The sequence below is a fragment of the Microvirga zambiensis WSM3693 genome, assembly GCF_016735695.1.
Taxonomy (GTDB): domain Bacteria; phylum Pseudomonadota; class Alphaproteobacteria; order Rhizobiales; family Beijerinckiaceae; genus Microvirga; species Microvirga zambiensis.
On record NZ_JAERQD010000001.1, the window covers coordinates 293535 to 316990 of the forward strand.

Below are 23456 nucleotides of genomic sequence, written 5' to 3' on the forward strand. Positions count from 1 at the left end.
CCGGGTCTCAGCTTTCGGTTGACGGCTTGCTTGTTTCCGCAGCGGGAGCAGCGGCCTCAGTTGCCTTCTCGGCGATCGCTTTCGGCTTGCGGACTGTCTTGCGCGATGATGATGTCCGTGGCGCCTTGCGAGGCGCCGGCTCCGCCTTTTCGACCGAAGCCTTCTTCTCCGCGCTTTCGCGATTGGCGGGGACATCCTCCTTGCGAAGCTGCGCCAGTCCCCTCTGCACGGCCTTCAGGAAGGCCTCTGCAGGCGATCCCGCCTCCTGGACAATGGTGAGCTTGGTCAGCGTGCGCTCCAGCTTCTCGCCACGCCGGATCGCTTTTGCAGTGAGAACGAGTTCATCGCCGACGACACGGGACTTCTTTGCCATAGGGCTCTCTCTTCGGTAAGGGCGCTCCCGGTTAGCAGCCTTGGCGCACCGAAAACAGTGAAGTTTCTATGACAGTTTGATGACACTCCGTCGGGGCGCAGGAATGCTGCCGTCAGGTCCGCGATCGCGCCGTCGCCTCGAGAGCAATCAATCCGCCGGCTATCCTGAACGTCCCCTTCGGCCCGCAAGGTGAATGTCGACGAACATCTCTTCGTACTGAGCAATGACGGATTGAAGCTCGAAAGCGCTGACGGCATCGGGTGAGACGTGCCTCCGCCCTGCCTGAACGAATTCGTCGATCGCTTCGGCAAGAGCCACCGCGGTGAAACCCTTGGCCAACCGGCATTGAGGAAGCTGCTCGAACAGGCTTTCAAGACCGGGAACAGGTGTTGCGACGACCGGCGTGCCACAGGCGAGCGCCTCTATCACGACGTTCGGGAAGCCCTCAAAACGCGAAGACAACAGGAACCCGTCGGCACGCGAGAAAAACCGGTAGACGTTCGATCTATGCCCGGCGAAATGCACCTGATGCTGCACCTGCATCCGGCAGGCATACTGCTCCAATTCCTCGCGGAGCTGACCTGCTCCCAGGATGGTGAGGTCGATATCCCGATGCTTCGCAAGTTTGATCGCCTCGATGGCGACATCGAAACCCTTTTGTGCCTCCAATCGCCCCGCCGCGACGAGATTGAATGTCGAGGGTGCTAATTCAACCTCATCGGAAGTTTCGATCGCGCACTTTCGCAGATGCGCAAGATCGATCGGATTGCGGATCACGATTCCGGATTTCTTTTTCCAGTTGAGATGGGTCGCATAATCATCCCGCATCTCCGGAGACTGGAACACGATTTGGTCGGCAGTCGACAAGGCAGCTTTGGTGAGACCGCGCCAGATGTGAGGGATGCGGCGCCCTGCCAACGACGCGCTCAGCAAGATCGTTGGACGGGCAACGAACTTCGTATGGCGTGGCCAGAAGCGTCGTGTCGCGGCCAAGGCTACGCTGAAGTAGTCCAATGTCGAGAAAACGATATCGGGATTATGATCGCGAATAAGCCGCGTGATGCTTGGCAAGGATGATCTGACACGCATCTGCTTCAGGTCGATCAGATTTATGTCGGGAGGAAGATCCTGGGAGAGCACATCGCCGTGGCGATTGAGAACGGCAAGTGAAATGTCGAATTTTTCTTTCGAGAGATTTCGGATGATCGTCAGCACGACACGTTCAGCGCCGCCGGCGACCAAGGTTGGCAGAAAGAACAAGATTCGTGTGCGCTCACCCATCACTTGGGCTTACCTGACATTTGAGCGAACCATATCGATTCACATATTGTCATCAGCGATCTCGAAGCACTCTAGAGTTCTATCGCAACGCTGATGTCCTCTGGGTTTGTGAGCCGTCATGCGAACGTGCCGCATCAGCCCGGGACCGTTCCAGCCTCATGCTCTCACGGCTACTCGACTGGTGTTGGGTCGAAGCGCACTACCCTTGAGTTGATGTTGGTAGGAGTTCTCGTCCAAATGCTGCCGCTTCCATGAATCGAGGACAAGAAGCCGCCAGAGATACTCGGAAAAGTCACGGCGACCGCGGTTATGCAGATCCAGCAGACGGCTTGCTCCAGCCGCGTCCCAAAGGTCGCACCCACGGGATGCGTCACCCATCAGACGGTCAGTGATCATGGACCTCCATTGAGGTTGCCGCATCCAGGCGCCGATCGGAACCCCAAATCCACTCTTCCTCGCGTGTGCCGTCTTGGCAGGCAGCCTGAGGCGAGCAAGTTGGCGGAGAGGCAGCTTTCCCTCTTCGCCATTCGCGAGAGCCGCGGGAGACAGCGTCGCAGCCCATTCGACCACCCGATAATCCAGGAGCGGCGACCTGACCTCGATGGAGCTCGCCATCGAAGCCCGATCGACTTTGACCAGGACATCGTCCGGCAGATACAATCGGTAATCCAAAGCTCTCTGACGTGAGAGCGAATCGAGCCTCGACCCGTTCTCCCAATTCACATGCACGGAGTCGAGCACATCGCCGGCCTGAGCGAGCAGATCCCGCGGCAGGATGGAGCGAAGCGCGGGGTCGCGTGTCATGCCCTGCCCATCGAAAACCGCAGCCATCTGGTCATGAGGAAGGGTCGCTTTGGCCAGGCGATAGCGCAAGCCGGAATGGAGCGGCATCACACGCGACAGCGCGTATCCAACCATTTTGGCGGCGCTCGGAACTTTACTGATCCAGCAATGCCGGGCTGCTTCGAGGTAGCGTCGATATCCACCGAAAGCCTCGTCTCCCCCGTCCCCCGACAGAAAGACCGTTGCGTGCTCGGACGCGGCGGAACACAGAAGCATGGTCGGCAGAGCCGAGGCATCGCCGAAGGGCTCGTCGAAGGTCCATGAAAGCCGGTCTATGTCGTCGATGCTTGCCGCGCGTTGCTGCAGAACCTTCAGCTTCAAGCCAAGATGCGCCGCCGTCTCCTTGGCGATCGACGTTTCGTCAAACGACTCTTCCGCAAATCCGACCGTCAGTGCGAGAGGTGGTGCGGCGGACTCGGCCGCGAACGATGCCACGAGGCCGCTATCGATTCCACCGGACAGAAATATGCCGACGGGCACATCGCTTCGAAGGCGAATTTTGACGGCATCGGCCAGAAGATCCTGAAACTCCGACAGCCGTTCCGTCGTGACCGGACCGGAACCGGAATCCGGAGAGATATCGACGGACCAGTAGCGGGTGGTATTGAGGGCCGGCCTGTCCAGGGAGCCTTCAGCATACGTGCCGGCCTCCAGCTTCCCATAACCTTCCAGGATGCATGAATTGGCTGGAATATAGCCTAGTGAGAGGAATTCCAGAACAGCCTTCCGGTTGATCGTTCGCGGGGCGTCGGGCCAAGCAAGAAGCCCTTTCAACTCGGAAGCGAAGCGCAATTTTCCTCTCTGATTGTACCAGTAGAGAGGCTTCACCCCGAGACGATCGCGCGCGAGAAGAAATGTCCTTTTCGTCAAGTCGACAAAGGCAAAGGCAAACATGCCGTTCAAGCGCTGCAATGCAGCGGGGCCATGGCGCACGAGAAGCTGCAGAAGCACTTCCGTGTCGGATCCGCTCCGAAACGTCACACCGTCCTGTTCAAGGCTGCGGCGAAGCTCCAGATAGTTGTAGATCTCGCCGTTGAAAACCAGCCAATGACGCCCGTCGGGCGTGGACATGGGCTGATGGCCTGCCGGGCTTAAATCGATGATCGCAAGCCGCCGAAAGCCGAGCATCCAGTTATTGCCGCTTTCAAGTCCGTAATCGTCCGGGCCTCGATGCTCCAGGACATTCAGCAGCCCGGCGTATGTATCGGAATTTGTCGAGGATTGGGGAGATCCAAACTCGCCGAATATGCCGCACATTCTGCCTGTCTCCTCACCCGGTATCGTTTTTTATTTGGCTGCAGTACGGAACCTGCGCTTCCTTGAATCTAACTTAGCAAGTGGCGACATGCGGAAGACCCGGAAGGAGTGAATCATCGCGTGCGTCTGGGATTGGAGGGTAGGTAGCTATTCAGATCGATCCAATTCAGACACACGAACCTCGGTCACGAGCGTTGTCGACAGGGACCGCTTGCGCTGCGGGCTCATGGCCTCCTCTTCATCGAATCTCACGCGAGGCGAATATGAGATCAAGTTGCGTCTGCTGATCTACTCCGACCCAGTTGTACCCGGTTAATCCGTTCGTTTGATTGATAAGCAATCACTCCCATAGGCAAAGATTACGCATGTCGGCACGCCGCAGCTAGATTCTATTTGGGTTACGAACGACGGCACAAGGCTACCAATTGAAGTACATCTTAAGGGCGCGCGCCGCGGTGGATCTTCTCTCCAGATCTCCAGAAATTGGACCATCGAACGTGCGAGGTGCCCGGCAAACGTGATCGCGACAAAGGCGATGGACTCACGGAGATGTCCCCGGAGCGGGCCGATCACTGCCGTGCTCTGACGGGTTGGCAGCGGCAGGATGGATCCATCCTGAGGCTATGGAGGCCGTCGGCGATGCCCCGCTTGTTCCCTGCTCTTCGTTCGAAGGCTCTGGAGCCGGCGGAGAGGAAACAGGAGTGCGCGAACCTCCGAAGCGGGCTCGAAAAGGATTCTTACTTCAAGGAGATAAATGGTGCCCAGGGGCGGAACACACTAAGCCTTATCCCCCAAAGACTTAGGCCGAAGTGGGACCCAAAGTCATTCGCTGGAATCATTAGGCTTTTTCCGCCTTGAGTCCCACCGATTTTGTTATCATCGGCATAGCGGCTTGGCGGGAGGCTGATTATGCTTTCCCGAGGACGAATGTAATAAGGACGGAGGGCACAAAAGCCCTCTCTCTACAAGAAAGGGAGGTGACGTGACCGAGGAGGAAGCCGCCTATTATGAGGCCAACCGGCAGGTCAGGGCTTACAAAGGGCACACCCGAAGCCCTGAATGGCGCCGGCTGCTCGACGCTGCTCAACAGGCCGAGTGGCGATGGCTCGCCAAGAAACGGCAAATGGAGTCTCCTCCTCCTGCTTCTCTTCCAGAGGAGTGATCAGGGCTGAAGTGGGGCAGCCGCCTGCGCAGATTGGATTTGCTCGTTCATCAGGCGCTCGACGATTGAAAAAAGGTGGGCGAGGTCCGGACTGCCAGTCGCAGAGAATGAATCATGAGCCTTCTGGAGCGCATCACAGTACTCATTTCGCTCACGTCTGATAAGTTCGGGCAGGATCGGAGCGCCATCAGGCCATCCGCCAAGCTTGAGGCAGAGCACGAAATAGCAGGCTGCTCGCGCAGTACGGCCATTGCCATTAATAAATGGATGAATGTTATTGAGCCGCCAGAGGACGTAGGTTGCGAGGAAAATCGGATCCGCAGACTCCCAGTTGCGGTTCACTTGGTTGATGAAGTCATCCATCGCCGCAGAAACGCGATAGTATGGCGGCGGAATATGAGGGCCAACCTGCACGTCGCAAGGCCTATACTCGCCTGCAGCGATATGCAGACAAGTAATCGCTTGGAAATTCAAGGCCTTAATAACGTGCTGAGAGAGAAAGGGCCGCCCCATATCTAATGAAGCGGCCACGATAGATCTCAAAAAATCGTACTGACGATTACCATTAGCGACTTCAAGGGCCTTGTATACAGGGTGAGCTTCGCTGTTGGTCAGCTCGTGGATAATCATTTTAGCCCTGCTTCTTGCCTTCCTGCTGCTCCAGCACGTCTTGGATCTGCTCACGGGTCATATCGCTCTCCTCGGGGAGCGAACCCATGATGAACGATATCCGCTGCCGCTCGACTTGAGCGCGCGACGGGTTTCTTGAGGTGGCCCTCTTCAGGCGTGCCAAGAGCGACTCATCGGTCCTAAGATCGGTCATAGCGCCTCCTTTATTACCTTCGATCAATGGCTTACCTCCCAGATTGCAAAGTCATATGCACGGGTGGAGCGTTGATTCCGGTTTAAAATGTATGGTTAATACGCCTTATAGGCTAGCCCAGTTCCTGCCAAGTCATGTTTTCTGCCTCGGCAATTCGGAGATAAGGCTCACGCAAGCCTCCCTTCACCCCTCCCCCATGACCTACTCCCGCGAAACCACCGCCCTCCCCGAGCTCACCGGCCAGCCAGAGGCAGCCTAAGCCCCTGGCGGCTTGCTCGACGGCCCATAAGGGTAAGGCGATGGACCGGCCTTCAGGTGGAAGTGCGTTCGGTCGCCCGTCAGCAGCTCGGCCAGGTCATCGATCCTGGCGATAATCTCTCCGGCGGCCCGATACTCCGCAGTGTTGAGCGGGATGCTGGCCCCGCATAGCTGCCGCCGCGTCTCGCCCAGCATCTTGAGCAAATCCGGCCCATGGAATTTCCGGTAGTTTTCGATCGACATCCCTCTGCGGCGACTCATGCATAGCCCCTCAACGTGAACAGAATGAGAACATATGCCGGGCAGGACGATCAAACCATGCAGTGCGCCCTGTGAACTGCGGGAATAGCGGTGAAAACAAAAAGGCCCTCCAAAGCCGAAGCTCGGGAGGGCCAAGTTTAGGGAGGAAACGCCCCTTCCGGGGCCTCCCCCGCCGACGCCAGCCGACGGGGAAGCTCTAGATAGGTGGGACCTTGAGGACGGGCAGCTCCTGCCAGACGGTCCAGAGACCGTGCCGAAGCGCGTAATTGGCCGATCCTCGAAGGGTCAGGTTCGGAACGTTATCCAACTCGAGGGGGATCTTCGCGCAGAACTCATTGGATCCAGGACCGAGGGTGGCTGTCTTGATATCCCGGATCAACTCTCCGTCCCTCTTTCGGGACACGACAGCCGGGTATTCAACCGCCGTCCCATCGACCACCAGCGACCAGGCGATGACTGTCGGCTGGGCATAGCGCTCCTTGTGCCAGGAGTAGCGCCAGCAGACCTTCGTCGGCTCACGCTCTATCACCTCAACCCGCTGCTCGGTCAGGACCGGGGCGAAGCGCGCCTCTAAGATCGGGCTGACGTAATAGAACAGCACCATGCCGAGGAGACCCATGACGAGCCACACCACGGCGCCGGCCAGGAGTTTGCGCTTGGTCATTTGCCACCTGACATTTTGAACCAGATGAGGGTGCAGACACCCATGACGAAGAGACCGACCATCGACAGGAAGCCCTGCTTGACCATGGCCTCCTTGATCTCGCGCCATGAGCGCAGAGCGTCGAGGTCCTTGCGAAGCCGTCCGATTTCGTCAGGTTCGACGCCGATCCGCTCGAGGAAGCGGTCAATGGCTTTGTCCACCGCCGCCTCCGCTGCGTTGATGGCCGCCGTCTCCGCGATCTGCTTCACCTCTTCCTTTGAAGGTGCCTTTGCCAGGGCTTGAGCAACGGCATGATCCGCCGCCAATCTAGCCAGGTTCTCAAGTTCTCTAATGGGAATGATGGCGGGCGGGCTCGTGCCGAGATCGGGGATGTCCGTCATTCAATCAGACCCCGGCAGGCTTCTCAGGCGAGCCCGCCGCGTTGCCAGCCGGTGCCTCTGCAAGAAGCGTAATCTTGCTGGCCGCCAGTTCAGCTAGCGCCGACGGGCTTGCACCCAAAGCGTTGAGGGCATCCGGAACAGACCTTTGAGCCCATTCGACAGCCTCTTTGATGATCACGCTTTTGGCGTCGATCGACACCTCTGACGCCTTCAGGCGCCCTTTGGCGAGGGCAGCTGCGACACCGGTCATCATGGCGCTGTGCAGGGCCTCGCGGTGCTTCGCCTCGATCTGGATCCCAGTCCATTGCTTCACGATGTTCGTGAGCCAAGTCAGGATGCCGACGACGGCCGCACTGGCGAGCATGAAGACGTACGGTGAGATTATGTCGTAGATACCCTCGGCACCGAGGCGGGTATCGAAGACCTGAGCCCAGGCAATGGAGGGAATAAAGACGAGCATCAGCACGCCGGGAAAACGAACTAGGTTCATGGGTATCTCCATTTCGGGAAGTAGCCGCGGGATATGCGCGCGACCGAGCGCAGGAGGCGTCAGGCCTCGTTCGTGGACAGCTTGCCGGAGCTCGTCAGATGCACGCGGCCAGTGGCTGGCGCGGCCGCAGTTGTAGGCCAGCGGTAGCCTTGCAGGCGGTCCTTGCCGACGCGCGTGACGTTGACCGTGTTCGATTGGTTGCCGCCGAGCACATGCACCGCTGTCGCGTCCTCACCGACATAGAGACCGACGTGTCCGCCGCCGGGACGCTTGAAGACCGCAATGGCGCCGACGGTCGGCACGGTGAGCGCTCGGCCGAATGTGAGCCAGTTCAGCGCGCCCAGTGGGTTCGACGGCAGAACCTCCCCCGGCAGCGTCTTGCCTATCACGTGGCCGATGAACAGTCCGCACCAGGGCGTGTCGTCATTCTTGTAGAAGGATGCGACCCAGCCGCCGAGCGCCTTGGCCCATCCGAGTATTGTCGGGTTTGACTTCGCGCCCGCGATCTCCTTGACGCCCTTCAGCCGTTCCGCCTCGATATGCCAGACTGGGAGAACCGGACCCGCCTTGCGCAGTCCGAGCGCCACGATGGTCGTCTCGTCGGGCTGACCGGTGACCTTCAGGCCCATTTTAGCCTGGAAGTCCTTGGCGGCAGCGGTGGAGAGCCGTCCCCAATCGCCGTCGACGCCGTTCTTGGTAGGGCCGCTGTTGCCCAAGGCGTAGCCGCGCGCCAAGAGAGCGCGCTGGATCTCAGCAACGTTCATGATGTCCTCGTGATATGGATGATGCAGAAAAGTCTCAGTTCAATGCCGAATAGATCCAGCTACGGAATCAGGCTTGATCAACCGCTTGTTGTCTGCGCCTCGTCGCCATTCTTTCAGCGGTTGCCTATCCAATGCTGTCCGTGTGCATTGCCCTTGCTGTCGCCACCCTCACTGCAGGCTTCGCGGTGACGTTCATTCTTTGCTTAGACAGAGCTGCGCCACAGGTTCGACAGATAAGCAAGGAGGTCTATTCCCGCCTCAGAGGGCGGCGTTGACAGTTCAGAGATCGAGGCCTAGTTCATGCCCCGCGACTTATGCTCATGAGCCGCACACGCCCTGGCCGGAGGTACTCACATACACCCCTCGGTCGGGGCGTTTCTATCTCGGAACTACTCCAGAATGCGATGACGCATATTCAGGGACCACAGGCCCCACCTTCTGGGACATTGAGAGACAGCCCGAAGAGATTATCCTGTTACTGGTGGATTGCTTGTATCCCCCCTGGAAAAGCAACCACCAGCGCCCTGGCCAAGATCAAAGCGAAACTCACTTGGCTAGGGCGCCCCAATCAAACACCTGTTGTTTACCTTGCTCGGTCAGGATGATTGCACCGGGCGGGTAGCTCAGTACTCACCCGAACAAATGCGGAGGCTCTACCCCTCCGCTGGGCGCCCTGGCTGAGGTTTTCGACAATGGCCTCAGCTGGGGCGTTTCTCTCCCAATGTCGATTGGGGGTCTCACCCCCTTCCCTCAGCCTATGGCTGGACGTGGGGATGGGAGGGGTTAGATCATCAGTGCCTTGGCGACGAGTTGAACGCCCCGCCATCGCGGTAGGCCCGAGCGACATTCAGGACATCATTTCAGCGACCACAGAAGTCTGGACGGGACACCCGTTGGAACCGCGTGTGCTGAATAGCACCAAGAAGTAATGCTTCTGCCCGCCGCGTCTTCCGGTTGGATTTGAACCAACGCCACACCTACCGAAGTAGGTAGCTCGACCACTGGCTTACGTAATGACGCGGCGGGCATTCTCAGTATAGCTGATATCATCCTCTCCGCAATCAAGGCCCGCCTTATGCGAGCCTATGGCTGGACGTGGGAATGGGAGGGGGTTAGTTGGCCTTCCGCACCGATGCGGATGCAAAGGTCACATCGCCCGAGACGGCCAGCGATGACGCGGGGGACATGAAGCGCACATACAAGAACAGGTACATGGCGCTCGGATTGGCTATCAGTTTGCGGCGCGGGGTCAGCATAACCCCCGCGTCGGCTGCTGTTGGGAACGGTACTGTTGCCACCCGCTCGAAATCGCGGACCCAGTAGTTCGTTCCGTTTTCAACGGTCCAAAGCTCTGTTGTCACAGACAAGGCGCCTACAAGATTGTTGAGGATTACCTCGACGCTCGCCTCCAACTCATCGCCAGCCTGAAAGCTTCCCGTCGTTAGGTTCGCCTGAAGATGCGGGCCGAGGTTTGATCCTGTAGCCGCGCCGCTGAGAGCAATCTTCTGTCCTGGACGCCCATCAGCCAACGTTACCTTGGATGCCGTAGCTACGCCACCACCCATCGAGGAGGTATTAAACGTCCAACTTGTGGCCACTGTCGTGCCACCGTTGAACATCCCGTTAGGGACAAGATTGCCCCTTGGGTTTTCGCCTGGATCGTACAGATCAGATTGGTTCGTGACGCTGTAGAACCAATCGGGGAAGACCTTATCCGCTATGTCTGCGGCGCGTCTGCCAATGGCGCGGGCTCCAATGTTGGCTGGATGAAGTCCGTCTGTCGTGTAGCCGGTACGGTCAGTCCATGTCGGCGCGGCCGGATCATCAAAGACCGTGCCGCAATCCACAACATAGAAGTTGCGGCGGATACGCCCCTGTGCCTTGATCCATGAGTTGATGGCATTTGCCTTCTTTAACTGTAGAGCGGAGAAGGCGTTAGCACCGGAACGGCCTAAGATCAGATAAGCAAAAACAACGGTTCCATTCTTATAGAGCGCATCATAAATCTCAGTCAGGTTATCAATAGTGTCTTGAACCTCAACACCGGAATTAACATCGTTAGTGGCAGCGGGGATATGACAGAGGCCCGGAGCTGCCGCTATAACGGCAGGGAGGCGTTGCACCATGTCGTAAGTTTTATCACCGGGCACACCGAAGTTGTTGCTGGCGGGGAAATGGAACCGCTGACGGGTGTAGAACCGGAACCAAGTTAGAAACCCGCGCGGTGAAAAGCTTACAGAATTAGTACCAATGATCGTGCTTTGGTCGGTGATACTGTCCCCGAGGGCAGCCATCGTCGGTAGGATTGGCTGACTGGCAGCCAGAATATTCCCCAGCGTGTCAGAGACTGGGGAGCCGGTGGGGGTGATGGGGACAGAGCCAAGGCCTTCCATCGCCTCAGCCACTTTCGTCTCAGCCGCACCGGCTGCCTCTGTGGCCGCCGTCTGCGCAGCCTGCACCGCCTGCTGACGGGTCGTGGCGTCGTCCACCACCGCAGCCGTCATGTTGTCGACAGCAGTCGTGAGAGCAGCGATATCCTGTTGAATCGTCATGGTCAGATCTGCCCGGTAATAAGCTGAATGATGCGGGTGGACTGGTTGGCATAGGCGGTCGCCATCTGGACGAGCGGCGCTGCGATCTCTTCGGTCTGGTCGAACTCGACCCAGTCGCCCCAGGTGCTGTCCTGCTGCCTGAAGCGGATGCGGGCTCCGTCGACCTCGTGCTCAGGCAGAGGCCCCTGAACGCCGCGCGTGAAAGCGGTGACCAGCTTTGTGCCGGTCGGCTGTGGAACGGCCATGCTCAGGCTCCGGGATAGAGGGTGATGGGAATTCGGCAGACCCACTCGGAGGGCTCAGAGCCGTCTGTGGAGCGGTAGAGGTCAGCCATGACGCTGATGGGCTGGGATGGGCTCCGCACGAAGCCTGGGCGGTCATCCACGGCTAGCGTGATCTCAAGGTTCGGCTCGGGCTGGTTCGATGCGGTCGGAGCGGGATCCACGATGACGATTGAGCCGTCGTCAGTGGTGGCCTCCCCCACCAGGGCACCGGCAGCATCCATGCAGGACAGCTTCAGCCGGGAGCCCGTCAGGATCACCGGCACCCCATAGGTCGTCCCGTCGGCGTCGGCCACGCGCACGGGCGCGCTCCACACCGCCTTGGTGTTGAAGTTGAGGGTCTTCATCGATGTCTCGGGCTAGGGGATTACAGGCCGCTAAAGCGGATCCGTCCGCAGGAACTGGGCATTGAAGCGCCAGTCCGCCTTGGAATTGAACGTCGGGGCCTTCATGGGGACTCCGGGCATGAAAAAGCCCGCTCGGAAGCGGGCGCAATCGACAGAATGCGAAGCGAGTTATTCTGGCCCCCGCCCTGCCATGACAGCCGCCTTGCGCTCCGAAGAGATCAACCCAGCGTTCACGAGAGCCTGGAGACCCGGCTCGGTCCGAGGATCATCGAGGTCGATGAACTGCGCACCGAGGGCCTTGTCGTACCAGAGCTTGATTGCCGGTATGGACATCGACGCCTCGACGAGTGTCAGTTGTTCTTGGTCCGTGAACAGGTCCATGAACTCGAGGAACGTGAACTGTCTCTGCACCACCGGTGCCGGACCAGGCGGAGGCGAGAACGTGCCATCCTCGTTGACCGTGTAATAGTTTTCCACGACCGTGTTCCCGTGGACGCGACGCCAGAGCGCCGCTTCCTCTTCGGTGCCCCATGTCGGTTCGTGATCTAACTCAATGACGTTCGTGACGAGGTCTCCGACAATGCGGACATATTTCATGATGCCTACCCTTAGTAACGAATGATGACAGCGCCCACGCCGCCCTTGCCGCCGGCATAAGCGTTTGAGCCGCTTTGGCACCAGCCGCCACCACCGCCCGATCCAAAGGACGGTCCTGGCGATCCAGCCGACCCAGAATTGGACGACCCGCCCCCGCCGAAGAAGCTCGACGCGCCGAGCCCGCCGAAGACCCAGGTCACGCCGGCCGAAAGGAGCCCGGCCTGTCCAGATCCGCCGGCGATGCCGAGGCTGTTAGACGCACCGCCGGTGCCGGCACCGCCGTTGCCCGGAGCGCAAGGGCCGCCGACGTTGCCGCCTCCGCCGCCCGCCGCAGTAATAGTGAATGACCCACCTAGTGAAATGACGCTGGACTGCCCGGCCGCGCCCTGCCCGCCAACTGTCGTTCCCGCGCCGCCCGCGCCGCCATCGCCGACCGTAATGGAAACGCTGTCGCCGGGATTGACGGACTGGCCGGACACGACATAGCCACCGGCGCCGCCGCCACCTCCTGAGAATCCGCCAGCGCCCTGGTTGCCGCCGCCTCCGCCTCCGCCGCCGCCGACCTGTTCCATATAAAGACGCCGGATTCCCGCCGGAACAACGAAGGTATAGGAGCCCGGCACGGTATAAGCTTGGATGGTCGTGAAGCTGTTTGTGATGTCAGCCGTTCCAGGGTTCAGGACTTCAAAGCTTGTCCCGTTGTAGAAGAGTTCCACAACAGACCCCGCAGGAAGGTCGCCTTTCTTGGCGTTCGCCAAGGCTCCGGCAACTCGGCGAGTGATTTGTTTGGCGCCGAGTCCGTTGACATTGATTGTAGGCGCGTCTGCCGTGTTGGTCGTCGCAACCAACCCGCGCAGCGGCACGCCGAGCAGGTCGGCATATGACGCCGGCGCCGGATCCAGCGTCATGGTTAAAGCGTTCGCGGTGCCGCCGATCGTACGCCAGTTCAGGGCCTGCGAACGAACCGACTTTAAAAGCTGCAAAAGGTCCGTTGCGCTCGGCGTAAGCCCACTTTTCTCGATGAGCGAGTGCAATTCGCGCAGATGATGCTCAATGGCCTCGGCGGGCACGCGGGACCCCTGCGTGCCGGTCCCGAGGTTCCGGTTGACATAAGGGTCATTGGCGGCCCCGCCGACGGGAGGCTGGTACTTCATTAGGCGACTCCGCTGTAGTCGAATATGAGGGTGGTATGAAGGGGCGCTACGCGCCGCAGAATGCATTCCAGGTCAGTTGCAACGACGAAGCCGCCGAGCGGCGTTTCGCCCACGATTCCCTCACCCGCGTAGAACCAGATGTCTCCGAGATTGATCAGGTGGACGATCCACTCGTGATGCATGTTCGCCGCGACTACGGTGTCATCTCCGCCGCACTCAGAGACGCCGCAGATGAAGTCGCTTGGCTCTGTGATGGTGATGTCGAAGCCAACCGATGCGGCAAGGCAGATGAAGTAGGCTGGACTTGCCCCGCCCTGCGCACCGTAGCGAGCCCGCACAGCGTTAATGCGGCCCGTGTCGCCGGAGGCCGGCGAAGTGCAAGGATCCGGCAGTCCGTATTCAGCCTCCCAATCGTCGAGCGAATAGGTGATGGCTGAGGGAAACGTCTGGATCGCCGCCTCGAACGCTGCCTTGTAGTAATCAGACAGCCAGCCGGCCAATGCTGTCCAGACTTTGCGCATCACCGGGGAAGCGCCAGAGCCGTCGCTGACCTCGTCCGTTCCCCAGATCGGACCGCGAGGCGCGACCGCGATCACTTGAGGCAGGAGATCGCTGGCAGCCGGCCCGCCTTCCCGGTCAGCCACAGAGGGTGGTTGCGCTGGGAGCAGTGCGCACGGCCAGCCGTCAGGAATCGCCATTGAGATCTCGTCAGGAAGGGTAAGTGACGACGCCGCGCACCGGCATCTGGCCGGCCGTCGAGTACGTCAGGTCGGATGCCGGAACCGTCAGCGTGTGCTTATTCTCGCCTGTCGCCCGGGAAATCGCCTCTGAGATCCAAGCCCGCCAGAGGATGAAGTTCGTTGAAGGCGTCGCTGGGGCGACCTTGTCCGCGAACATGGCGTCGAGCTCAGCCTCGACCGCTGCTCGTATGGCCGGAGTGTCAGGGGATAGGCCTGTGATGGTGATGTCTACTGGCTGGGGATCCGGCGCCACAACCGAGACACGTGCCGTTACCGGGCGCCGGATCGGATCTTCGACATAGGCCTGTACCGCGGCTACGTCAGATGGCGTCGGGATTCCATTGGTGCGATCAGATCGAAGGAAGCTGATCCAGACCTCACGGCTGTCGTTGATGAAACTGTCGACGAAGACACGAGTGATTGCGCCGGAGCTTTCCTTGGTCCACCTAATCCAGTCTGTTGCAGATCCGCCCTGAGGCGGGTTGCGCTTTCGATCTAGAATGCGCTGCCGGAGCGTTTCGATGGGCTCTACATCTGCGCCGCCGCCAAGTCCGCCCGCCGAGACGGTCGCTGTATCGCCGAGCCCCGTGACGACGCCGGTGTCTACCAGCGTCAAGGTCTGAGCTGCATCGGTATTGCCGAGCGTGCCGGCGTCGATGGCCTCGAACTCCAGACTGGTGCCTGCCCCTGCCCCGATCGCGCTCGTGCGGGTCCTAAATAGCGCCCCGTCGGCGCGCCTAAAGGTGATGCCGTACGGCACGACCGTCGAGACAGGGACATCGACCGTGACATAGCCCGTGGCGACCTTCGCCGGAATCCGAGTGATGCCGAGCTCGAAGCCGTGGCGCACCAGCCAGACCTCATCGGCGGTGGACGCGAACAACTGCCGATAAAGGAACTTCAGCCGGAGGTGCCACTCCTTGCCGAGAAGGGCGAGGATCTTGGCCAGGATGGGAAAGAGATTCGGCCACAGATCGATCGTGGCGCCTTCGGTCGCCTCTGAAATGATCAGCCGCGCCCGCTGCGACAGATCAGACAGCTTCGGAACAACAAACGTCATTGAATGAGCTTCCAGAGTGGATCGAAGCGGACATTGGCGGTGTTGCGGCCATCGCGACCGATAACGGCCACCTCGAGAAGAATGCGGCCCTCAGCCTTCTGCACCGTCGCCCTGACGTCGATGCGGGTAGCGAGGCCCTGACGGATGAGAGTCTGTAAAGCGCGCCGGGCTTCGTCCTCGACCGCCCTGCCCGTCTCATCGATCAGCTCATGCCGCCGGTAGAGCCAGAGCTTGGAGCCGAGTTCGGTCTCTCCGCGTGAGGTATCGATGTCGAATCCGTCGCCCGGCCAGCCGCGGGCATCGCCAGCATGCTCGTGGCGGAGCTCGTCCTGAGAGGCGCGGGCATCGGTCAGCAGGCAGAGCGCAATCGCCGTGGCGATCGGGTTCTGAGCCCTCAGGCCGGTGCGCTCGTCCAGAACGAAGTCGCCCGTCGTACCGTCGATGATCACGACATCGGGCGGCAGGACCGTGCGGTCCGCCGTCGACAGCGGTTTAATTGTGAGCATGGGCGCCCTTTCAGGAGCACTCGAAATTCGGCGAGCCGTCGGAGATCACGGCACCGCACCCGCAGACAGATCCAACACGGGCAGCAGGCTTGCCCTCGACCTCAAGATTCGGAGATCCGGTGAGGATCGGGGTCACCCCATGGCCTGGGATTGGGCAGGAATGGAGATCGTCCACGCGGGCGATCAGGATGCCGTCGGCTTCCGTCCGGGATGCCGACGAGATGATGACCCCACCATGACTGGAAGGATCGCCTAGTCTGGCCACTCTCGGCATCAGGCGTTGATCTTCACTTTGCCGCCTTCCATGACGATGGTGGCGCCGTCGCAGACCATCTCAACCTTCTGAGCGTGTACAAACCGCATGTTCTGTTGGACGAGAGAAATCATCGATCCGAACGCATCGTAGATGATGTGCTCGCCTGGGTTCTGCAGGCGCGGCCGGTGTTGTGGATGCTCAAGCCCAAAGGCAAGAACCAAGTCCCTACGCCCTCGCAGCGGAATGCCGATACCATGTGAACCCACAGGAGGGATCGCGGAGCGTCCGAACTGCTGGACACGATGGACCTTCGTATACTCATCCCCATTGACGCCGATCACGCTGACGGTCTGCTGACCGTCACTATCCTGGGTCTCAATCAACTGCATGCGGAATGGATCGAACATTACTCGAATGTCCCTGCCTTGGTGCCGTAAGCCTTGTCAGATTTCCCCTTCGGATCCTTGCCGCCGTGGCTGCGCGGGTCGACGAAGGTCAGTTCTGCGGTTGTTCCCCCGGTCACACTTTGCCGAAATGTGACGCTGGAAAGCGTCATGTCCTGATCGACCCGCTCCGACGGCAGTTTGATCGCCATCAACCGTCCGGGGTCCCAGAGGAGGCCAGATTCATCGCGCCAGGTGCTTGCGGTGATGGTGATTGAGGTACCCTCGCCCTGCCGACGCAGGCGCTCCCATTGGGCACGGTTCTTCAATTCCTTCTCGGTGCCGTCGCCTTCCAGGAAGATGATGAGCGGTCGATAGCGCCCGACTTCCGGGTCGTATTCCTTGACCTCCTGCCGGAGATCCTTGGGACTCGTGCCAAGGGCCCTCTGACCTTTGACGATGATATCGCTGTGCTTCCCCTCGGACGAGAACTTCACGCCATATCGCTTGATCGGAGAGTAGCCCTCGACCAGCGCGCCGGTATGACGCTTCGTCCCGGCTCGCGTAATGAGGACCGACCCGTCCGGCTGGCCCACCAACAGGAGGCCCTGCTTGTAGGCCTCCCGTGCCAGCGTCTGATGCAGGGGTTCCAGCGGATGCCTCTGCACCTTCGGAATGGGCTTCAGTTCGACGTCCGCCTTATAGCCGACATCGAATTCGTCAAATTCCCGCGCGACTTCCTCAAGGTTCTTGCCCTCGACGCGCCCCGTCTTGTGCTTCGCCGGCGGACAGTCGATGGCATCGGCCGCCTTTGAGCGTCCGGAAACCCGAACCTCATGTGTGGCGCCCTCGCCATGATCAGCCTCGTAGCTGTCGATGTAGCCACTGCATAGAAGGTCGCCGTTGGAATAGAGCTCGACTTTCGCGCCCAGTCGCAACGCCCAGGCGTCTTGATGCCAAGCTGGATTGGTCGCCTTCAGTCCGAAGGTAATCGCTGCCTGGTCGATGGACCTCGTGACGTTGACTTCCTCGAAACCGGACAGCCTCTGGCCTCCAACGACCAGTGTGACGATCTCGTCGATCATTCTGCCAAGGCTTCCAGTGACGTGGGCATGAAGAGCGGGGTGGTGCAGCTATTCCGCTCTACCAGCTCCTCAGCGCGCTCTGGGTCGCCATAGAGGCGCCAGGCGAGCACCGTGGCCGGGAAAGAGCGCATCGCCTCGACGAGCACGACTGGCTTCAGATCCAGGGCGCCACGGCCGAGATAGTCGATAGCCTGCCGCACAGCGTCGGACGCTGCCCGCCAGACATCCTCGCCGCCGTTCTCAGCGATGCGTTCAAGCGAGGCATCTGCAAGATTGGCGAGACGACCGGACGCCGCCTGCGCCGATGGCCTATCCATGTAGGAGCGCTCGGCCACCGCCACAGCGACCTCAGCCATGACCGCAGCCTCAACACAGGCAACCGCTGCACGAGCGAAGTCCGAGGCCAGGGTCACCGCCGGCGAAGACGTCGCCGGGATGGCATTGGTCAGGAGCGGTATGGCCGCCGCGCCTAGGCCTTCGACTTCAGCAGGGTCGGCCTCGCTGCCCATATCCCTGATGATGTCGCATAGGTCACCGACAGCATTGGCGATGGTAGAGACCAGCACGGCGCCAACGAGCCCCGCCCGGGTGCGGGCGATGCGCGTCGCGATATCAGCTGCCACATCGGCGTCGAGCGTCAGACCGGTGCGAAGGCTCTCCACTTGATCGCAGAGACCCTGCACCACGCCGGCGGCGATCGTTACGCGCTCCGTCATGGTCTGAAGCCTCCGAGATAGGTTCGGGCTGCCCCGGCGATGGTGCCGGCAGCCGTGGCTGCCAAACGATTACCAAGCGGCAGGCTTGGGAAGAGTGAGGCACCACCAGCCTCCACCGCCTCGAACTGGATCCCAAAGTAACCCAGCTTCGAACGCTCGTGATTGGTCCCGATGTCCCCTGAGATCATCACTGAGACCGGACCAGCCATCGGCAACACAAGCATGCCGGCGCCAGGGACAGTCAGTGCCGCGATGAGCGCTTGACCATGGATGTCAGCAAGGTCATTGGCTACATAGGCATTCACGCGGTAGCGCGTTGCCTTCCGCCCCATGTCCTCGGCCCAGACCTCCTCTGACCTGACATGCTCGTGAACAACGATGTTCCGGCCCGCCGAAACACCCTCGCTCTCGACATAGAATGGCACTCCCCGAAACGATGCCGATCGGAGAGTTTCGACCCAGTTGCGCATGCTTTAACGACCCGAAGGGTTGAATGAACGAGTGCTGTCCATGGGGGCGTTCGTTCCAACCCTCGCTTGGATCGGTCCGGTCGCCTTCACCGCCATCGAAGTCACCCGAGAGATGAAATCCGGTGTCGGCTCCGTTCGGACGGTAACCGATGCCTGAATGGTCCCGGTCAGTTCGGCCGTAATCTTCCCAGACAGATCTGCCGCCGTGAGTGCTGGAGCAACCAGCGGCGGAGCCTCGCGGGTCATATCACCCGCATAATACGGATAGTTGCCGGACGGCCCGGCCGCCTGCCGCAGCTGGCGACGGTTCCGGTTGAAGGCCGTATCGAAGTTCGGATCAGACCTGAATGTCAGCGGCTTGCTGGCATTCTCCTTGACCCAAGGATCATTCGGCCCGGTATTGAACAGCGGCCTGTCCCGTATCCAGTCCCCTGCCCCAGGTCCGAACATCGCCTCCATCCGGCCCTTCATCCAGGCCCGCTTCTTGGTGTCGTCTTCCTTGAGATTTAAGGCGTTTTCGTTGAGTTTTTGCTCAACAGCTTTCGCAGCATCGGGGCCAGTCTTGGTGACAAAATCGAACCATGCGCTGATCTTGTTCAGCGTGTCCAGAAACTCTCGCGCCTGAGTATGCGCCTGAGCAAAAGCTTGCCCCATTTTATCGCCAGCATCCTCACCGGAAGCCGCAGACGTAAGGGCCGTGAACTTCTTGCTCAGGTCTTCCAGTGCCGCGCCGAGACTGTCGTAGCCCAGGCCCTTGGCAAAGCCTTTGGCGCGGGCTTCGAAGTCCGAAGCCCAATCGTTGAAGACCGTCTCGCCACGGTTCATTCGTTCAATGAACTTGATCAGCCCTTCAGCGCCCTTGTTGATATAGGGCAACAAACCGTCACCGATCGAAATCCCGAGGATCTTGGCGTTGGTGCCTAATCGCCGAAGGGCAGCGTCAGTTGTCTGCGCCCGTTGACTGAAGGTCTTGGACACCGAATTGGCGTAGTTCTCTTCCTTGGCGACTAGCTCCAGCTGACGGCGGTACTCCTTTGCCGAGCCGGCAAGGCGGGCGATATCGTCGGAGTACTCGGCCCCAGCAAATTCGAGCAGCTTTCCAATCCGATCCTTCTCTGGGATTTTTTCGATCGCATCGAGGAACATGAGGATCGCGCCCTGCGCATCCTTCCTCATCAATTTGTCAAACTTCTTTACATCCAAGCCCAGTCCTCGGAAGGCCTTCTGCACTTTCGGGGATGACTTGCTGACTGTGCTGAGCTTGGTGAAGAGCGCATTGGCGCCTGTAGCCGCGACCTCCTCACTCATGCCAAGGGATAGAAGCGTCGATCCCAGGGCCGCCGTTTGCGTGCCGAGAAGGCCAAACATCTTCGCCTGGCCGCCGGTCCGCTGTAGGAACCCGAGAATATCAGACTCGCCCGAGACCGAAGCGTCGGCCAGCGCATTCACGGCATCTGCCAGCTTCCGAGCATCTCCCTGAGTCAACTGCAGGACGTTCCGCGTCTTGGCCATCGCCGAGGCTGCCGCCTCCTCCGTCATGTCGAAGGCGACCGCTACCTCTGCCGTGTCGCGAGCGAACTGCTTGAGATCTCCACGCTCGATACCCAACTGCCCGCCGCGAGCAAATGCAGCTGCAATCGCCTCGGGGCTTGCCCCGCTTTCGATCTCCCTCGAAAGGTCAAGGATCTCCTGCCGGAGGTTCTTGAAGTCCATCTCGTCCGTCGTGGTGACGTACTTCCGCACATCAGCCAGGGACGTTTCGAAATCCTTGGCCGCGTTGGCGCTGGCGATCAGGCCAGAGCCTAAGGCCGCAACGCCCGCGCCGCCTGCCACGACAGCCAGACCGCCGGCGAAGGCCGTGATGGCACGATCAGCGCGCACCAACTGGGCGGCCAGCATGCCCGGCCCGCGGCTCAGATCGCCTGTCCGGGAGAAGACACCTGAGGCGCGCTCGACCCCTTTCAGGGAGCGCTCAAGCAGCTTCGCCTTCGCGGTGGCCGAAGCGAACCCCGGCCCGGTCGCATCCCGAGCCGAGATGACCGCTTCTGCTTTGATGGTTCGGGTCATTTGCGCTTACTGTGCTCGATCTCGCGGACGCGCCATTTGATCAGACCGTCAAGGGTCATCGCCTCGATCTCACCAAAGGGCCGACCGAGCCGGAAGACGAAGTGATCAGCAATCAGATCGTAGGTTCGCCCGCTGTACGAAAAAAACTCTTGATCACGTCCCGGATCGCCATGGCATCCGCGAGCGAAGCCTTTTCCAGAAGCAGAGGATCGGTGTCGATCAGGGCTTCAGCATATTCCCTGATGACGTCCATCGCCTCCATCGGTACCGCCGACCCCTGGCCATAGACTAGGACAGTGGGATCACCGAGGCGCATGAAAAGACCATAGGTCGGCGGCCTGATGGTCACTTGGATGATGGGACCGCTATGCCCTGTCAGGGGCACATCAAGACGGACGGTCTTGCTTCCATCGGCATTTGAGGAGATTTTACCTGCCTTCGGCTCTGTCATGTGTCTTTCCAAGGGGTGGGAATGCGTAAGAAGGCTTTTACGGCCACGGCGGCTCTCGCTGGCGTGGCACTCATGGGATTCACTGTTGAGGAGGCTGGCCAAGCCCTCAACGGGGAATGGCAAGGGACGGTAAATCCGGTAGCAATGTCCTACAATTCGTCCAACAGTACCGCGACATACGTAGATGGTGGGACTAAAATTGCTGGCTCTTTGACGATCCAAAGCGTGGTGGCGAAAAGTATTACCTTCTCTATTGGATCAAAGAACTTCGTTGCCCACATCCTTGAGGATGGTTCACTTCAACTTGCAGAGGCCGGGCGTCGCGGAACTATTACAATGAAGCGAGTGAGGTAGACTGCACGATCCTAAAGATTGAATCGACTCCCCGGCATTTGCGCCTTTTATTAGCACTTTCAGATATGGGGGCATGTCATGGAGTGGCTTTTCGGCCTAGGCGTAATCGTTCTTATTGCAGCAGCGTGGAGAACTCGAACCAAGAATAAATCTTCTTTCACCGGAGAACAGACAGGATACTCGTCTAAGCCTCTGCCGCCGGTGCGGCATGAGTTGCTTGACAAGCATGCCATTAAGCCACCTCTAAACACACAAGGCCCGCAATCGTTAACAAACCGACCACCAAGGTCAGACACATACTCTATGGAGTATGGCGACGTAGATGGCGTGGTTACTCGACGCGAGTTCAAGCTCAAGAGAGCGGAGCAATATTCCGGCAATCTCTACGCGATCTGTCACTGTTTCTATCGGGGGTCAGAGCGCACTTTCCGAGTTGATAGAATATTATCTCTGTCTCATACAGACCTTGGGACCATCGCTGATCCTGTCTCACACTTCTCGGCTTTTATCGACCCGGCGACGCTCCCTGATCCAGATCACGAAGCAATCATGGCCCGGGTTAGACCTGGACTGCGAGCATTAACGTGGATCGCGCGGTCTGACCACGAACTGTCAGAGGACGAAGTTCAAATCATTCTGAGATTTGTTGACCAGCGCTCTAAGCTCGCCGGTCCATCGCGAGAGAGAACCTGGAACCGCGATCTGGCTCGAATTGAGATTGAGAATGAACGGTCAACCTTCGATTCCTCCGCTGGTGCCCTTGCGCGCATCTCGCGGACCAGCCGAGAGGCGGCGCTTGTTCGGGAATTCGCAACCGAGATTTCGAGACTTGGCGGAGATAGTTCGGCCAAGCGGGCGCAGAAACTCCTCAAAATCATATCCTAGTGGAGTGAAGGACGTGCTACGGAACCCTACTTCATCCACAGCAGGACGAGAGCTGCTATCCCGCCGACGAGAAGGCTTCCCCAAGCCACTCGCATGGCGATGATCAGCTTCTTATTGCCCAACTCCATGCAGGTGTTGTTGCTGTCGATCATGCCAGCATAGTGATGGCATTGCTCTGCCAGTGATGCCTCAAGGCTAGTCCCATTCTCGACGTCGGCAACCCACTGAGCAGGGGAATTGCCGACGAACTCGAAACCAATGGGTTTAGCGACGTGCATAGCGATCGCCATAGCCAGCAGAAAGGCGGCCGCTATGCCGAAGCAGACTGAGCCCAGGAGCCAGTCCTTGTGATTGAGAACGAGTGTTCCGCCGGCGCCGCCAAGGACCACCGTTGCGGCAGCCAGCAGTCCAGTGAAGGTCATGGCCCGCTGGTTGGCTGCCAGAGCCGACGTTAACTGCGCCGAGAGATACGACTCCGCGTTGCGGCAGATCTCTTTTAGCGTGTCCTTGTCGGCTTTCGACAGACTCTCATGGATCGACATATGCATACCTCTGTACAGGCGCTTCCAGGAAAGCCGCCAACCGGATCAAAGGGCCCGAGCGGTAGTACTACGCGGAAGGGAGGGACGGCTTCGACTCCCCGTCCGGCTCCTAAGCCAACAACCCCGAAGCCATCTGGCGGCGGGAAGAAAAAGTAACTAGGCAGAGACGGGATGACGATAGAGATCATCCCGTCTTTAATGCCGGCCATTCCTGGCCTCACCTAGCCTAGTCTTGCTCGACCATGCCTCGCCTGCCTCGCCCCATCGTTCCGCAACTCAGCTCGCCGTGCCGTCCCATACCGTGCCATGACTGCCCAGCCCCGCCGCGCCTGTCCATGCCTTGTCTCGCCTGACCTAGCCTGCCCTGCCGTGCCCGTCCGAGCCCTGCGCCGCCTCACCACACCATACCTTGACTGCCCTGCCGTGATCCTCGCCAGCCGATTAGGGCAATCGG

28 protein-coding genes are annotated in these 23456 nt (G+C 59.7%); 2 read left to right on the forward strand and 26 right to left on the reverse strand.

Going from position 1 to position 23456, the window contains the following annotated elements; genetic code table 11:
• Positions 1-7: 7 nt before the first annotated feature.
• The 3 genes from JKL46_RS01370 to asnB form a co-directional block, all read right to left on the reverse strand.
• The gene (locus JKL46_RS01370) at positions 8-373 is read right to left on the reverse strand and encodes a hypothetical protein (RefSeq protein WP_201829504.1); all 366 of its coding nucleotides are present in this window, start codon (positions 371-373) and stop codon (positions 8-10) included.
• A gap of 159 nt (positions 374-532) precedes the next feature.
• The gene (locus tag JKL46_RS01375; protein ID WP_201829506.1) at positions 533-1654 is read right to left on the reverse strand and encodes a glycosyltransferase; all 1122 of its coding nucleotides are present in this window, start codon (positions 1652-1654) and stop codon (positions 533-535) included.
• A gap of 156 nt (positions 1655-1810) precedes the next feature.
• A complete protein-coding gene (gene asnB / locus JKL46_RS01380; protein WP_201829508.1) occupies positions 1811-3754 on the reverse strand; it encodes an asparagine synthase (glutamine-hydrolyzing) in 1944 nt (647 codons plus the stop codon).
• A gap of 982 nt (positions 3755-4736) precedes the next feature.
• Here asnB and JKL46_RS01385 point away from each other — a divergent pair.
• Complete coding sequence (locus JKL46_RS01385) at positions 4737-4916, forward strand: hypothetical protein (RefSeq protein WP_201829510.1); 180 nt, start codon at positions 4737-4739, stop codon at positions 4914-4916.
• Here the strand turns inward: JKL46_RS01385 and JKL46_RS01390 are convergent, their stop codons facing one another.
• The 22 genes from JKL46_RS01390 to JKL46_RS01495 all read right to left on the reverse strand — a co-directional run bounded on the left by JKL46_RS01390 (position 4917) and on the right by JKL46_RS01495 (position 21221).
• Positions 4917-5546, reverse strand: coding sequence for a Fic family protein (locus tag JKL46_RS01390; RefSeq protein ID WP_201829512.1), 630 nt, complete (start codon positions 5544-5546; stop codon positions 4917-4919). It abuts the gene before it with no gap.
• Position 5547: 1 nt separating this feature from the next.
• Positions 5548-5739, reverse strand: coding sequence for a hypothetical protein (locus JKL46_RS01395; RefSeq protein WP_201829514.1), 192 nt, complete (start codon positions 5737-5739; stop codon positions 5548-5550).
• A gap of 255 nt (positions 5740-5994) precedes the next feature.
• Positions 5995-6258, reverse strand: coding sequence for a hypothetical protein (locus JKL46_RS01400; RefSeq protein WP_201829516.1), 264 nt, complete (start codon positions 6256-6258; stop codon positions 5995-5997).
• Between the two features lie 196 nt (positions 6259-6454).
• The gene (locus JKL46_RS01405) at positions 6455-6922 is read right to left on the reverse strand and encodes a hypothetical protein (protein WP_201829518.1); all 468 of its coding nucleotides are present in this window, start codon (positions 6920-6922) and stop codon (positions 6455-6457) included.
• Positions 6919-7302, reverse strand: a complete 384-nt coding sequence (locus JKL46_RS01410) for a hypothetical protein (RefSeq protein ID WP_201829520.1) — start codon at positions 7300-7302, stop codon at positions 6919-6921. Before JKL46_RS01410 ends, JKL46_RS01405 begins: the two co-directional genes overlap by 4 nt.
• A gap of 4 nt (positions 7303-7306) precedes the next feature.
• Positions 7307-7792, reverse strand: a complete 486-nt coding sequence (locus tag JKL46_RS01415) for a hypothetical protein (RefSeq protein WP_201829522.1) — start codon at positions 7790-7792, stop codon at positions 7307-7309.
• A gap of 59 nt (positions 7793-7851) precedes the next feature.
• Entirely contained in the window at positions 7852-8556 is a 705-nt protein-coding gene (locus JKL46_RS01420; RefSeq protein WP_201829524.1) for an NlpC/P60 family protein, read from the reverse strand.
• 1112 nt (positions 8557-9668) lie between these two features.
• Entirely contained in the window at positions 9669-11108 is a 1440-nt protein-coding gene (locus JKL46_RS01425) for an SGNH/GDSL hydrolase family protein (protein ID WP_201829526.1), read from the reverse strand.
• A gap of 2 nt (positions 11109-11110) precedes the next feature.
• Complete coding sequence (locus tag JKL46_RS01430; protein WP_201829528.1) at positions 11111-11353, reverse strand: hypothetical protein; 243 nt, start codon at positions 11351-11353, stop codon at positions 11111-11113.
• Positions 11354-11355: 2 nt separating this feature from the next.
• Positions 11356-11736 carry a hypothetical protein gene (locus tag JKL46_RS01435; protein ID WP_201829530.1) on the reverse strand — a complete coding sequence of 127 codons (381 nt, stop codon included), beginning with the start codon at positions 11734-11736 and terminating at the stop codon, positions 11356-11358.
• A 168-nt stretch (positions 11737-11904) separates the two neighbouring features.
• Positions 11905-12333, reverse strand: coding sequence for a hypothetical protein (locus JKL46_RS01440; RefSeq protein WP_201829532.1), 429 nt, complete (start codon positions 12331-12333; stop codon positions 11905-11907).
• A gap of 11 nt (positions 12334-12344) precedes the next feature.
• The gene (locus tag JKL46_RS01445; RefSeq protein WP_201829534.1) at positions 12345-13487 is read right to left on the reverse strand and encodes a glycine-rich domain-containing protein; all 1143 of its coding nucleotides are present in this window, start codon (positions 13485-13487) and stop codon (positions 12345-12347) included.
• The gene (locus tag JKL46_RS01450) at positions 13487-14185 is read right to left on the reverse strand and encodes a putative phage tail protein (RefSeq protein WP_201829536.1); all 699 of its coding nucleotides are present in this window, start codon (positions 14183-14185) and stop codon (positions 13487-13489) included. Before JKL46_RS01450 ends, JKL46_RS01445 begins: the two co-directional genes overlap by 1 nt.
• Before the next feature lie 10 nt (positions 14186-14195).
• Positions 14196-15287: a baseplate J/gp47 family protein gene (locus tag JKL46_RS01455; protein ID WP_201829538.1), complete on the reverse strand. Its 1092-nt coding sequence runs from the start codon at positions 15285-15287 to the stop codon at positions 14196-14198.
• Complete coding sequence (locus JKL46_RS01460) at positions 15284-15793, reverse strand: phage GP46 family protein (protein ID WP_201829540.1); 510 nt, start codon at positions 15791-15793, stop codon at positions 15284-15286. The genes JKL46_RS01455 and JKL46_RS01460 overlap by 4 nt, the downstream gene beginning before the upstream one ends.
• Positions 15794-15803: 10 nt before the next feature.
• Positions 15804-16067: a PAAR domain-containing protein gene (locus tag JKL46_RS01465; RefSeq protein WP_201829542.1), complete on the reverse strand. Its 264-nt coding sequence runs from the start codon at positions 16065-16067 to the stop codon at positions 15804-15806.
• On the reverse strand, positions 16067-16456 hold the full coding sequence (locus JKL46_RS01470) for a phage baseplate assembly protein domain-containing protein (protein WP_201829544.1): 390 nt from the start codon (positions 16454-16456) through the stop codon (positions 16067-16069). The genes JKL46_RS01465 and JKL46_RS01470 overlap by 1 nt, the downstream gene beginning before the upstream one ends.
• Entirely contained in the window at positions 16456-17517 is a 1062-nt protein-coding gene (locus tag JKL46_RS01475) for a phage baseplate assembly protein (RefSeq protein ID WP_201829546.1), read from the reverse strand. The genes JKL46_RS01470 and JKL46_RS01475 overlap by 1 nt, the downstream gene beginning before the upstream one ends.
• On the reverse strand, positions 17514-18233 hold the full coding sequence (locus JKL46_RS01480; RefSeq protein ID WP_201829548.1) for a hypothetical protein: 720 nt from the start codon (positions 18231-18233) through the stop codon (positions 17514-17516). The genes JKL46_RS01475 and JKL46_RS01480 overlap by 4 nt, the downstream gene beginning before the upstream one ends.
• On the reverse strand, positions 18230-18703 hold the full coding sequence (locus JKL46_RS01485) for a DNA circularization N-terminal domain-containing protein (RefSeq protein ID WP_246529081.1): 474 nt from the start codon (positions 18701-18703) through the stop codon (positions 18230-18232). The genes JKL46_RS01480 and JKL46_RS01485 overlap by 4 nt, the downstream gene beginning before the upstream one ends.
• Before the next feature lie 3 nt (positions 18704-18706).
• Positions 18707-20770 (reverse strand): phage tail tape measure protein, encoded by a 2064-nt coding sequence (locus tag JKL46_RS01490; protein WP_201829552.1) that lies wholly within the window; start codon positions 20768-20770, stop codon positions 18707-18709.
• Positions 20771-20882: 112 nt separating this feature from the next.
• Entirely contained in the window at positions 20883-21221 is a 339-nt protein-coding gene (locus JKL46_RS01495; protein ID WP_201829554.1) for a hypothetical protein, read from the reverse strand.
• A gap of 21 nt (positions 21222-21242) precedes the next feature.
• Between JKL46_RS01495 and JKL46_RS01500 the strand changes: the two genes are divergently transcribed.
• Positions 21243-21575: a hypothetical protein gene (locus JKL46_RS01500; protein WP_201829556.1), complete on the forward strand. Its 333-nt coding sequence runs from the start codon at positions 21243-21245 to the stop codon at positions 21573-21575.
• 911 nt (positions 21576-22486) lie between these two features.
• On the opposite strand, the gene JKL46_RS01505 is transcribed toward JKL46_RS01500, so the two are convergent.
• On the reverse strand, positions 22487-23002 hold the full coding sequence (locus JKL46_RS01505; protein WP_201829558.1) for a hypothetical protein: 516 nt from the start codon (positions 23000-23002) through the stop codon (positions 22487-22489).
• Positions 23003-23456 lie beyond the last annotated feature (454 nt).